This is a genomic window from Ruegeria sp. CDSA141, assembly GCF_059612005.1.
The window spans coordinates 1-13,786 of record NZ_JBXWPT010000008.1 but is presented as its reverse complement, the minus strand read 5'-3'; the positions used below and the strand labels follow the sequence as shown (position 1 = coordinate 13,786).

Annotated in this window: 7 protein-coding genes; 4 read left to right on the top strand and 3 right to left on the bottom strand. The window is 58.8% G+C overall.

The window, feature by feature from the left end; genetic code table 11:
• The first annotated feature begins 190 nt into the window (after positions 1–190).
• The 4 genes from AC2FLP_RS12610 to AC2FLP_RS12595 all read left to right on the top strand — a co-directional run bounded on the left by AC2FLP_RS12610 (position 191) and on the right by AC2FLP_RS12595 (position 7,598).
• Positions 191–514, top strand: a complete 324-nt coding sequence (locus tag AC2FLP_RS12610) for a hypothetical protein (RefSeq protein ID WP_496676559.1) — start codon at positions 191–193, stop codon at positions 512–514.
• Positions 515–568: 54 nt separating this feature from the next.
• Entirely contained in the window at positions 569–1,555 is a 987-nt protein-coding gene (locus tag AC2FLP_RS12605; RefSeq protein WP_496684118.1) for a type I glyceraldehyde-3-phosphate dehydrogenase, read from the top strand.
• Between the two features lie 194 nt (positions 1,556–1,749).
• The gene (locus AC2FLP_RS12600) at positions 1,750–3,513 is read left to right on the top strand and encodes an autotransporter assembly complex protein TamA (protein WP_371415310.1); all 1,764 of its coding nucleotides are present in this window, start codon (positions 1,750–1,752) and stop codon (positions 3,511–3,513) included.
• A complete protein-coding gene (locus tag AC2FLP_RS12595; protein WP_496684120.1) occupies positions 3,510–7,598 on the top strand; it encodes a translocation/assembly module TamB domain-containing protein in 4,089 nt (1,362 codons plus the stop codon). The genes AC2FLP_RS12600 and AC2FLP_RS12595 overlap by 4 nt, the downstream gene beginning before the upstream one ends.
• A 576-nt stretch (positions 7,599–8,174) precedes the next feature.
• Here the strand turns inward: AC2FLP_RS12595 and fdhF are convergent.
• The 3 genes from fdhF to AC2FLP_RS12580 form a co-directional block, all read right to left on the bottom strand.
• A complete protein-coding gene (gene fdhF, locus AC2FLP_RS12590; protein ID WP_496684122.1) occupies positions 8,175–10,958 on the bottom strand; it encodes a formate dehydrogenase subunit alpha in 2,784 nt (927 codons plus the stop codon).
• A 13-nt stretch (positions 10,959–10,971) separates the two neighbouring features.
• Positions 10,972–12,675 carry an NAD(P)H-dependent oxidoreductase subunit E gene (locus tag AC2FLP_RS12585; protein ID WP_496684124.1) on the bottom strand — a complete coding sequence of 568 codons (1,704 nt, stop codon included), beginning with the start codon at positions 12,673–12,675 and terminating at the stop codon, positions 10,972–10,974.
• A gap of 85 nt (positions 12,676–12,760) precedes the next feature.
• Entirely contained in the window at positions 12,761–13,642 is an 882-nt protein-coding gene (locus AC2FLP_RS12580; protein ID WP_496676548.1) for a LysR family transcriptional regulator, read from the bottom strand.
• Positions 13,643–13,786 lie beyond the last annotated feature (144 nt).

Below are 13,786 nucleotides of genomic sequence, written 5' to 3'. Positions count from 1 at the left end.
AGGCGATCCGGGGCGATTCAGGTTTTGGTGGCACAAGGGCTTCAACCGACATTTGCCTTTGCCCCCGCCTCGCCGGTTACAACTGCCCGACAAGGTGGCGCCACAATTTTATGACCTTAGGGCTTCACAGACGGGCCTGAATTTGCTGAAATTCAAATAAATTCTGATTTTTAGCACTGGAGATTGTTCCATGAAACTACGCCCTGCCCCAATGGCCATCGCAGCACTCGCTGCATCTGCGGCCCTATATACCTCGCCGATATCGGCCAAGGAAGAAACCAAATCCGTCTTCGTCATGAGCCGCAACTGGGCGGTGACACAGGTTTCCGACGCGCCGGTCGTTTATCGCGCCACGCGTGACAACAACAACCTCAACCCCTTCGGGCCTCCACCGCGCCTGCGTACGGTTCAGGCCATTGCCGCGATTCAGCAGGCAACCGGGTGCAAACCGATCGTGGCCAGTATGTATCAGAACATCTCGGGCCAGTTTTTCTCGCAGGTCAGTTGCAACTGACACAGCGTCAGATCAGGCATTGAGGTCACCCGACCGGCCTGCCATAGCTTGCGCATGAAACTCGCGATTAACGGATTCGGCCGCATTGGCCGCACGATCCTGCGGCAGGTTCTGGCCCTGCCGGCAGGGTCGGATATCGAGCTGGTGCTGATCAATGACATCGCGCCGCTGGACACCTGCGCATACCTGTTCAAATACGACAGCACATTCGGCCCCTATCCCGGCGATGTGTTCGGGGGGGACGCCGCGCTGATCGTGGATGGACGCGCGATTCCCATGACCCACAGCGCCGATCTGTCCCGCGTTGATCTGTCGGGCGTTGACGTCATGCTGGATTGTACGGGTATCGCCCGCAGCTCGGACGTTGCGCGTCGCGGGTTGTCCGCGGGCGCAGGTAAAGTACTGATCTCAGGCCCATCCCCCGCCGCTGATGTCACCATCGTTCTGGGCGCAAACGAGGACCAGTTGGGCAACGCCCGGATTGTGTCAAACGCGTCCTGCACCACCAATGGGCTGGCGCCACTGGTCAAGGCCATCGACGATATCGGCGGCGTCGCATCGGGGCACATGACCACCATCCACTGCTATACCAACAGCCAGCCAATGGTCGATGCCCCGCGCGGCGACCTGGCCCGTTCTCGGGCAGGGGCACTGTCGATGGTGCCGACCACATCGAGCGCGATGCTCCTTATCGATGTCGTCCTGCCTCATCTGGCCGGGCGCATTTCGGGCGCGGCTGTCCGCGTTCCCACGGCAAGTGTGTCAGCCGTGGACCTTGTGGTCACATTGCAGCGCGGCATGAGTGCAGAAACCTTCGATCACGCCCTGAAGCAGGCCGTTGCTGCATCACCTGTGCTTGGCTGGACTGACTTGCCTCTGGTCTCGTCCGACCTGCGGGCTCGCCCTGAATCGCTGGTTATTGCCGGGCCTGAGACCCGTATGGTGGGTGAAAATCAGATTAGGGTCTTTGGTTGGTACGACAACGAATGGGGGTTTTCGGCGCGAATGCTGGACGTGGCCCGCCTTATGGCAGCCGAATAGCCGGGCGGTGACGTCAACACAATAAGGCCCAAAAAAAACGTGTCTCATGCATAATTCCTTTCCTCTTCCGCATTCAGATGCTCTAACTTGAATTCAAACGACCGTGCATGGCGCGGGCAAGAGAACTGGAATTGGGGCATTTGGGGCAATTCATGCGAAGGAGCAAGCGGCAATGCCGTCTGGGGCGCTGGCTGATGGCCGCAGTTGTGACTTTGGCCCCAACCACACTGGTGGCGCTGGAAACCTCACTCTCTGCCCCCGGCGCATCGAAAGAACTGGTTGAACGCCTCGAAAAGACATCCTCAGTAACGACGGCTGAAGAACGTGGCCTCGACACCCCGCTTGAAATCCTCTCAGCGGCTTTGTCGGATTACCGAACGATTGTACAAATCCTGTACGACGAAGGGTATTTCAGTCCGGTCGTCAGCATCAAGCTTGATGGACAGGAAGCGGCCGAACTGAGCTCTCTCACGGTGCCTGCACAAATCAACCGTGCTGCGATTACCGTTGAAACCGGGCCAAGCTTCAATTTCGGCACCGCCATTGTTCAGCCCCTGGCCCCCGACACGGAGCTGCCCGAAGACTTTGCCTCAGGGAAACTGGCGACAACCGGAGCCATTCAACAGGCCTCCTCGGCCGGTGTTCAGGGCTGGAGGAACGCTGGTCATGCAAAAGCCAGTGTTGCGGGTCAGACAATCATCGCGCGCCACGCACAAGCCCGCCTGGATGCCCAGATCGACCTTGATCCCGGACGCAGGCTGACATTTGGCAGAATGTTTATCAAAGGCGATTCAGATGTGCGTCACAGGTCCATCGAAAAGATCGCCGGGTTCCCCAGTGGAGAGGTATATTCGCCCGAGAAAATTCAGAAGGTTGGAACACGATTGCGCCGGACCGGTACGTTCAACGTGGTCTCGCTGCAGGAACGAGAGACCCCAAACCCCGATGGCACACTGGATTTCGATGCCACGTTCGAAGACTTGCCCAAACGTCGGTTGACCTTTGGTGTGGAACTGGCCTCTCGCGATGGTGTTGATGTGACCGCGACATGGACCCATCGCAACATGTTCAGGCGCGCAGAACGTCTGCGCTTCGAAGCGGCGGTTCGAAATATTGGTGGTGCCGAGGATATCGATGGCCGGATCGGGCTGCGTCTGGATCAACCTGACCGGCTTGGCCCCGATGACAACACCTTCTGGAGCACCCTGCTGGAACGCCGCAACACCGAAAACTATAATGTGACGGTGGCTTCGCTGGCCTATGGTGCGCGCCGAACGTTTTCAGACAGTCTCTACGCCGAGGCATCGGCCGGATTTCAGTGGTCGGACGCGGACGATGCATATGGCAGCGGGCGCAAGTTCAGGTATTTCATCCTGCCGTTCCGATCCGAATGGGACCAACGCGACAGCAAAGTCAGCGCCACGCGCGGATTCTATCTGGACTCGCAAGTCATGCCCTTTGTCGGAATTTCCGGTACGGATACCGGCATCCGCCTTTTCTTTGATGGGCGGGCCTATACCAGCCTGGGGACAGGGGGGCGGATCGTTTTGGCCGGTCGCGCGCAACTGGGATCCGTGATTGGCCCACCCGCCGATGGCGTCACACCTGACTTTCTGTTCTTCTCGGGCGGCGCGGGAACCGTGCGCGGGCAGCCGTATGAAAGTCTCGGCATTCCGGTCGGGACCGGCATCGCGGGCGGTAAGTCGTTTATTGGCTTGTCCGGTGAGATCCGTGGCAAGGTAACCGACAGCCTGTCACTGGTCGGATTTTATGACTACGGTGTTGTCGACACGTCGTCCTTTATCGGCAGCGGCGCAGAAGACCACTCTGGCGCTGGTATTGGCGTAAGATATGATCTGGGCGGGTTTGGCCCCCTGCGCTTTGATCTGGCCTATCCTGTCAGCGGTCCCACCGGGGACGGGCTACAGTTCTACATCGGGATCGGACAGGCGTTTTGAGACGATACCTTTCATACCCTCTGTTGATCGGCGCGCTGGCATTCGTGCCGGTGGCCGGACATCCGCAGGAAGATGAAGGCGGCAGCATGATCGAGCGGTTCCTACAGGATACCCTGTCGGGCGACGATCAGAACGTCACCGTCAAAGGCCTGCAGGGTGCGCTGAGTTCACGCGCCACGATTGCGGAGATCACGGTTGCAGATGACGAAGGAGTCTGGCTTACCATCAAGGATGCCGAACTGGACTGGAACCGACTGGCTTTGATCCGTGGGCGGTTCTCGGTCAATGCTTTGACTGCGCACGAGATCGACGTCGCCCGCGCGCCGGGCACCACCACCAAGGATACGCCGCCGCCGACCGCAGAAACAAAAGGCTTCCAACTGCCTGAACTGCCCGTTGCCATCGAAATCGGCGAAATCCGCATCGACGAGCTGGCTTTGGGCCAGCCTCTGATCGGAGTGGCCGCGGAATTGGCGGTCAATGGCAACCTGTCACTTGTCGACGGGACGCTGGACACCAATCTGGATATTACCCGGCTGGATCGGGCCGGTGATGAAATCAAGTTGACTGCGGGCTTTCAGAATTCAGACAGCCAGATCGATCTTGACCTTCAGGTGACAGAGGCAGCGGGCGGCCTGATCTCGGCCGCTCTGAAAATTCCGGACAGTCCGCCGATTGGATTGACCGCGAAAGGGTCCGGACCGGTGACCGACTTCACAGCAGATATCGGCCTCAGCAGCGATGGTCAGCCTCGGGTGACAGGGCAGGTACGGTTGCGCTCGGCCCCGACTGCGGCGGCAAGCGCGGAAGAGGGTATTGCCTTTACCGCCGATCTCGGCGGTGATCTGACACCATTTGTAGCCGACAATATGGATACATTCTTCGGCGCCAAAACACGGCTGTATGTGGATGGGCGGACGCTGCCCGAAGGTGCGCTGACCATCAGTGATCTGGAACTCACCTCGCAAGCGCTGAACCTTGAGGGTCAGCTGGAACTGGCAGCGGGTGGTCAGCTTCAACTGGCGGCCCTTCAGGGGCGAATTACTCCGCCAGAAGGGCAAAGCGTTGTTCTGCCTGTCTCAGGCGGCGACACATCCATTGGAGCGGCACAGATTTCCGCGCTGTTCGACGAAAAGAACGGCAACCTTTGGGATCTGAGCCTGACCGCGAAGGCCGTGAAAACCGAACAGCTCGACGTGCAGCGCGCGCAAGTCTCGGCGCAGGGAACCCTGGAACAGGGTGATGCTCTGAGCTTCGACGGCGATCTGCAAGCCGCTCTGGACGGTATCAAAATGGCTGACTCCGGGCTGAATGCAGCAGTGGGCAGCCGCATTACTCTGGATGGCACCTTCGAATATGGCAGTGACCAATCCCTCAACCTGACCGAGTTCGAACTGGTCGGTTCGGACTACGATTTGGGCATCGACGCATTGATCAGCGGCCTGTCCACCGGGTTGGCCGTCGACGGCACCGCCACTCTAGAAGCCACGGACTTGTCCCGATTTTCGGAACTGGCCAAGCTGGAGCTGGGCGGTCAGGTCTCTGCCCGACTGACTGGTCAGGGTTCACCACTGGAAGGCAGTTTCGACGGCAAACTGGAGGTCGAGGGCACTGACCTCTCTTCCGGGCGTGATGACATCGATCCGGTGATCCGGGGAAAAACAACGATTACGCTCGACGCCAAGCGCGGCGCAGATGGTGTAACCGTCCGTGATTTTACCCTGATCGGGGATACCTTGCGCGCGCAGGTCGATGGCACGGTAACGACACCTGATGGCAACGTGGCTATCGATGGTCAGGCAACGGTCAATTCCCGGGACCTTTCAGTGTTCTCAGGCCTTGCCAACCGCGAGCTTGGGGGGGCAGTGCAAGCGAAACTGAACGGAAAGGGAACCGTTCAGACGCTGGAGTTTGACGGCACAGCCAGCGTGTCCGGCCGGGACATCAAAACCGGCCTGACCGAGATTGATCCGCTGTTGGCCGGTCGCAACGAGATCACGTTCGACGGTGCGCTGAGCCAGGAACGGATTGTGATCCGTGACGCGACGGTAAACGGTTCTGCCCTGACCGCCAAAGCCTCTGCCACCATAGACGACCCAAAGAGTGCTTTGGCTATTGACGGACAAGCCAATCTGAACATCCCGGACCTTTCGCTGTTTTCAGGCCTTGCCAAACGCGATCTGGCAGGAGCGATCCGTGCGGATGTTGCCGGCAAGGGCGCGGTCGGCAGCATGGCGTTCGACGTAATAGGCAATTTGGCTGCGGACGATATCAAAACCGGATTCGATGCCGTAGACGACCTGATCCAGGGGCGAACGAATCTGACCGTGGACGCGGTGAATAACGACGAAGGTCTGAACATCCGCACGTTCCAACTGATTGGAACCGCCCTGTCGGCAAATGCATCAGGAAAGTTGGACCGAAACGCTGGTGGATTGGACTTTTCCGCCAAATTGGATGACCTCGGCCGCCTGTCGCAAACCTTGTCCGGCCCGCTTAGCCTGAGCGGGAACGTCGCTCCAACCGGTTCTGGGCTAGAAGGCACTGCCCGTCTGGACGGACCAGACAGCTCATACGCCAGCCTTCAGGGAACAGTTGACCGGAATGGGTCTGCCGACGTCGACTTTGACGCCAAACTAAACCAGATTGAGCGGTTTGTTCCAGAGTTCCCCGGCACCGTTGCAGCAACAGGGACGGCCCAGCGCGACAATGGAATCTGGACGATCGACGCCAAGGCGCAAGGGCCCGCGGACATAGACACCACGTTGGCCGGCACCTTTGACGAAACCAGCGGTCAGGCGGATCTGACAGCACAGGGCGGCATCAACCTTGGAATCGCGAATGTATTTATCACACCCAACAAGATCGACGGATCGGCGCGCTTCAATCTTGCCCTCAAGGGCGCGCCTACGCTGGCGTCACTGAGCGGATCGGTCACCACTTCGGGCACATCGCTTGCCATTCCGGGTGCGGGTCAGACCATTACCGGGATCAGTGGTCAGGTGGATCTGGCCCAAAGCCGCGCAACCATCACACTGAATGGCGGAGTTCGGGCGGGCGGCAGCTTTAGCGTCAACGGACCTGTTGACCTGACCCCTCCGTTCAACGCCCAGATCACCACCACCCTGAACAACCTCGTGCTGACGGACCAGTTGCTGTATGAAACCACCCTGAACGGCCAGATTGCTATGACCGGGGCTTTGGCCGGAAACAGTTCTTTGGCAGGGCAGATCACGTTTGACGAGACCAACATCAACCTTGCAGCCGCGTCCGGCGCGGTAGGCGCGGCACCTATCCCGGATATCCAGCACATTAACGAAAGTCATCCCGGTTTCGTCACGCGAGAGCGTGCCGGATTGGTTGTGATCGAAGGATCCGAGAAAAGCGCGTCCCGGATTGCGCTGGATATTAGCCTGCTTGCACCCAAGGCGGTTTTTGTCACAGGGCGAGGCGTGAATGCAGAACTGGGCGGTCGGATTCTCATCGGGGGCACCACAGCCTCTGTTGTTCCGTCCGGTCAGATCGAACTGATCCGGGGGAATTTCGACATTCTGGGCCGCAGGTTGGCACTGACAAAGGGGATCGTCACACTACAGGGTGACCTGACACCGTATATCGAGTTCGAGTCTTCGGCCAGCACGTCCGACGGCACAGCGACCATCGAAATTGCAGGCCCGCTGGATTCACCTGAGGTCAATGTGTTTTCCGACCCCGAACGTCCGGCTGAAGAAGCGCTGGCGATGCTGCTTTTCGGGAACCGGTTTTCAGAAATCTCGCCGTTCCTGATCGCGCAGATGGCGGCATCACTGGCGCAGCTTAGCGGTGCGGGAGGTGATGCAACGAAAGGCCTGCGCGATTCCACCGGAGTGGATACGGTTGACATCGGTGCTTCGGAAGGCGGCGCGGGCCGTTTGGGCGCTGGCGCATATCTGGGTGAAAACCTTTATACAGACTTCACTGTGAACACCGAAGGCGACACCGAAGTGAACCTGAATCTCGATGTTACCGACAGTTTCACAGTACGTGGTACCGTCGATGGTCGTGGCGAGACAGGCGTGGGTTTATTCTTCGAACGCGATTACTAACCAACTGTCAAAAAGAAGTTAAATTGAGCCGCCCTTTCGTGTCGCGCTAGCAGGTGTTGGGTGTTCAAAACGCCTTTTAGACGGCTCATTCCGACTTCATTGGTGGTCGGGAAACCTTGTTTCAGAAAGATTCAAGTGCCGAAACCAGCGTGGTATCCCAGACGACAATAAGACTCACCGGTGTCCAGTGAGTAATTCACCAGTACATCTGGGTTTTTCCGCAAATTTAGAAACAGGGAAATTGTACAGACACCGCGACATCTCAATCCATGACCTGACAGTTTGTCTTCTCACCTTTCCCTGGTTTGTCAGCAATTTTCGGCGCCCGTGGGAACGCGAATAGCTTCTGATTATCTTGTGCCTTCAGCCATTCTATCGCTGCGGCATGGCGGTTCCATGCCACTGTAACACAGCTGCTGACGAGTCACCTGCTCCGAGGTCACGGCCTAAGACCTCAGAAAAATGTAGCGAACGAGTCGTAAGGGCCAGTCAAATGAACCAGTCGATAAGACTATGGCGTGGCGAAGAAAAAAGCGGCCCCCTCCGAGGCCGCTTTTATTCAGTCTGGCAGCGATCTCATTCCGCTGCGATCGCATCCTCGATCTTTTCGACACGAATGGCCGAGAACTTGAACTCGGGGATCTTGCCGTAAGGGTCGATGGCCGAGTTCGTCAGGATATTCGCTGCCGCTTCGACATATGCAAACGGAATGAACACCATGTCTTCGGCAATTGCCCGGTCGGCGCGCACCATGATTTCAATCGAACCACGGCGCGTGGTCAGGCGGATCATTTCACCCGGTTCGATTCCCATCAGCTTCAGTGTGCGCGGGTTCATCGAGCAGTTGGCCTCGGGCTCAACCGCGTCAAGAACCTTGGCGCGGCGGGTCATCGATCCGGTGTGCCAATGTTCCAGCTGACGGCCAGTGGTGGCAATCATCGGGTATTCGTCATCGGGCGCCTCATCGGGCGGGATGACGCTGGCCGGTGTGAACCTTGCCTTGCCGCCCGCACGAGGGAAACCATCACCGAACACGATAGACTGGCCGGGATCGGTTTCGCTGAGCGACGGATAGGTGATCGTCTCGGTTTCCAGCCGTTCCCACGTGATATTGTCCAGCGATTCCATAGTCAGTTTCATCTCGGCAAAGACCTCAGACACATCGGTGTAATCCCAGTTCAGACCGATCCGCTGTGCCAGTTCGACTGTGATCTTCCAATCCTCGCGTGCCTCACCCGGAGGTGCCACGGCCGGACGGACACGCTGAACCTGACGGTTGGTGTTCGACACCGTGCCGTTCTTTTCATACAGCGCCGAGGCCGGCAGGATGATGTCCGCATAGTTCGCGGTTTCGGTCAGGAAGATGTCCTGCACGATCATCAGGTCCAGCTTGGCCAGCGCCTCACGTGCGTGGCCAACATCCGGATCGGACATGGCCGGGTTTTCACCTTGAATGTACATACCCTTGATGTTGCCCGCATAGGCTTGGTCGATGATCTCTGTGACGGTCAGGCCCTTCTCGTTCGAGAAATCATCCGATTTCCAGACATTGGTGAATTGCGCACGAATGCCATCGTCCGTAACAGTCTTGTAATCCGGAAGGAACATCGGGATCAGACCCGCGTCTGACGCGCCCTGCACGTTGTTCTGGCCTCGCAGAGGGTGCAGACCCGCGCCGGGTTTGCCGACGTTCCCGGTCATCAGAGCCAGCGAGATCAGGCAGCGTGAGTTATCTGTGCCGTGGATGTGCTGGCTGACGCCCATGCCCCAGAAGATCAGACCAGCCTTGGCTTGTGCAAAGGTGCGCGCAACGCGGCGCAGCTGATCCGGTTCGATGCCACAGATCGGCGCCATCGCCTCGGGCGTGAACTGGCGAAGATGCTCTTTCTCGGCTTCCCAGTTCTCGGTCCAGCGGTGGATGTACTGGCTGTCATACAGCTCTTCCTCGACGATCACATTCATGATCGCGTTGAGCATCGAGACATCCGCACCGGGACGGAATTGCAGCATTTCGTCGGCAAACTTGCGCATACCAACGCCGCGCGGGTCCATCACGATCAACTTGCCGCCGCGTTTCGCGAACTGCTTGAAATAGGTCGCGGCAACGGGGTGGTTCTCGATCGGATTCGACCCGATGATGATCGCCACATCCGCGTTTTCGATCTCGTTGAAGGTCGCGGTCACGGCGCCCGAGCCGACGTTCTCGATCAGAGCGGCCACAGACGATGCGTGACACAAACGGGTGCAGTGGTCGACGTTGTTGTGCTTGAACCCCTGACGGATGAACTTCTGAAACAGATAGGCTTCTTCGTTGGTGCATTTGGCCGAACCAAAGCCAGCAATCGAACGCGGGTTTTCGTCGCGCAGGGCCATCAACCTGGTTGCGGCCAGATCCATCGCCTCTTCCCATGTCGCTTCGCGGAAATGGGTGCCGATGTTACCGGGATCGACGTTCAGCCCCTTCTCGGGCGCGTCCTCGCGCCGGATCAACGGCTTGGTCAGGCGGTGCGGGTGGTGGATGTAGTCGAACCCAAAGCGGCCTTTGACGCACAAACGGCCTTCGTTTGCCGGGCCGTTGATGCCCTCGACATACTTGACCTTGCCGTCCTTGACCTTCAGCGAAACCTTGCACCCTACGCCACAGAACGGGCAGACGCTTTCGGTCTCAGAGTCGTAATCTTTGCTGTCCCCCTGCTGTTGGTCGTCCAGCACGGTTGCAGGCATCAGGGCGCCGGTCGGGCACGCCTGAACACATTCACCACAAGCGACACAGGTTGAATCGCCCATCGGGTCGTTCTGGTCGAACACCACCTGAGAGGTGTGGCCGCGACCAGCCATGCCAATCACGTCATTCACCTGCACATCGCGGCAGGCACGGACGCAGAGGTTGCAGTTGATGCAGGCATCCAGATTGACGCGCATCGCAACGTGGCTGTCATCCAGCAGCGGGATCTTCTCGGCTTCTTTTGCCGGGAAGCGGCTGTCGCTGACATCGTTCAGCCTGGCCATGTCCCAGAAATGGCTGGATGCGTCATGGGGTTGCTCGGGCTGGTCAGCCACCAGCAGTTCCATGACCATCGCACGGGATTTCTCGGCGCGGTCGGTGTCAGTCTTGACGACCATCCCGTCAGCAGCCGGACGGATGCACGAGGCGACCAGAGTACGCTCGCCTTCCACCTCGACCATACAGGCGCGGCAGTTGCCATCGGGTTTGTAACCCGGTGCCGGTTTGTGACAAAGATGTGGAATAACCAGTCCACGGCCATTGGCCGCGTCCCAGATGGTGGTGCCTTCGGGCACGGTGACGTCATCGCCATTCAGGTTGAAGGTGACGGTCTTGGTTGGGCTTGCATCAAGCATGGCTCTGTCTCCCTCAGATTTCGTCAGCGAAATGTTTCATGACCAGACGGATCGGGTTCGGGGCCGCCTGCCCCAGACCACAGATCGAGGCGTCGCCCATGACCTGACACAGATCTTCCAGCAGGTTCTGATCCCACTTGTCGGCCTGCATCAGCTTGACCGCCTTTTCGCAACCCGCCCGACAGGGGGTACACTGGCCGCAGCTTTCGTCCTCGAAGAATCGCAGCATGTTCAGCGCCGCATCGCGGGCCGTGTCCTGACCGGATAGAACCACAACCGCAGCAGACCCGATGAACGAGCCCAGCGGCTGTAGGGTGTCAAAGTCGAGCGGGACGTCGTCGATGCTGGAGGGGAGAAGACCTGACGACGGCCCGCCCGGTTGATACGCCTTGAACACATGACCTTCGGCCATGCCCCCGGCGGCATCAATAACGTCAAGAATGGTCGACCCTGCCGGCACTAGGTAGACGCCGGGTTTCGCCACCCGGCCCGAGACCGAATAACTGCGCAGTCCCTTGCGGCCATTCTTTTCAACCGAATTGAGGATTTCCGGACCTTCCCGGCAGATCTTGGACACCCAGTAGAGCGTTTCCACGTTGTGCACCAACGTCGGGCGTCCAAACACGCCGACCTGCGCCACGAAGGGCGGTCGGTGACGCGGCAGGCCTTTTTTGCCTTCGATCGACTCGATCATCGCGGATTCTTCACCGCAGATATAGGCGCCAGCGCCACGGCGCAGGTCGATATAGCCAGGCTCAACAATTCCGGCACCTTCCAGCGCGGCGATCTCGCGGCGCAGAATTTCCAGAACCGCAGGGTATTCGTCGCGCATATAGATAAAGCAGGTCTCGGCCTCGACCGCCCAGGCGGCGATCAACATGCCTTCAAGGAAGACATGCGGTGTGCGTTCCAGGTAATAGCGGTCTTTGAAGGTGCCGGGCTCGCCCTCGTCGCCATTGACGGCCAGATAGCGCGGACCATCGTTCATGCGAACAAAGCCCCATTTTTTGCCCGACGGGAAGCCCGCACCACCTAGACCCCGCAGGCCCGAGGACAGCACATCTTCCTGTACATTCTCCCAATTGCCGCCGTCACGCAGTTTCTTCAGCGTGGCGTAACCGCCATTTGCCTCATACGCTGCGAAAGCTTCATAGTCGGGCAGAAGGGCATGGGTGTCATCCGTAGCAATCGCGGCCTGCACCTTTTCGGGGGTGGCATGGTCGATATGGTTGTGACCGATCTCCAGCACCGGCGCTGTGTCACAGCGGCCCATGCAGGGCGCGCGGACCACACGGACTTCGGTTGGGTCCAGACCGTCTTTCAGTGCCTTTTGCAGTTGTTGGGCACCCGCCATTTCGCAGGACAGGGAATCACAGACGCGAATGGTCAGCGCAGGCGGAGGAGTCTCGCCTTCTTTCACCACGTCGAAATGAGCGTAGAACGTCGCGGTCTCGTAGATTTCCGCCTGACCGATCCGCATCTCGACCGCCAGCACGGCAATATGGTCGGCACTGATGTAGCCGTGTTCATCCTGAATCAAATGCAGGAATTCGATCAGCAGATCGCGGCGGCGCGGGCGGTCGCCCAGCAGGCGGTGAATTTCAGCCTGCGCCTCATCCGTGAACTGACGACCTTTGGGCGTGTGTCGCCCCTTGCCTTTACCTGACTTCCAGACGCCCTTGGGTGCGCCTGATGGCTTGGTGTCTAATGGTGCCATGATGCCCTCCGATTCAGGCCCCGTGTCTCATCAGGCTAACATATCGTCAAATCGCTTTTGGCAATTGCACGATAACGACACCTTATCACCGTAAAGACGTCACCACGGCGCGCAACGCCCGTACAGTTGGCAGTTCTGGATCGCGGCTTCGTGTCGCCAGACAAATCGGTTTGCTGACAATGGGCTCGACCAGCGGCAGCACCTTTGTCCCTTTCAACTCGCCCAATGCCCGAATAAGGACACGGGGCACAACCGTGGCGGCCAGCCCCTCGCGTGCCATCACCATCGAAGCGGTAAACCCGCTGGTTTCGGCAACCACGTCCGGGTACAAACCCTGGTCTTCAAATACATGATCCAGAATACGCCGGTTCTGCATCTGCGGCTCGAGCAGACTTAGCGGGAATTCGGCCACGCGCGCCCAAGGTATCGGACCGGTTTCGTCCGTCATGTGCGACGGGACCAGCAGAACATAGGTTTCCTCGTACAAAGGTTGCACCTGTCGCAGGTCGGTCCCGATGCTGTCGCCATACGTTACCCCAGCGTCCAGGCTGCCTTCGTCCAGCCGGTGTTGAATGGCGGTGGCTGACATGGTTTCGATGCGCGTAATGATACGTGGATGCGCCTGTCTCAACCGTTTGGTGAGCCGCCCGGTAAAGGCGATGGCCGTCGGGATCACGCCCAAAATCAGCGTGCCGGTGATCTCGCCTTTGGCGGCCAGTACCTGTTGCTCGAGTGCCTTGGTGTCATCCAGAATGCGACGCGCCCGCTGGACGATCATCTCCCCCTCTTCCGTCAGACCCTGAAACCGGTTGGCGCGGCGGACAATGGAGACGCCCAGCCGATCCTCAAGATTACGAATGCGCATCGAGAACGCAGGCTGCGAAATCCCGCACTCTTCGGCCGCCTTGGCAAAATGGCGGTGCCGCGCAAGGGCGCTGAGCAGTTGCAGGTCGCGGATTTCGATCATTTGGACGTTTCTCGAATGACGGGTCGAAACCCACATTAAGGGGAATTAGGCTGGAGAGGAAAGAATGGCTAGGTTCTGGACCTATTAATTTGGTTGCGGTCGACTTGGCTGCGTGATTCAAGCCCCTGAGTTTCAGGGGTGTAT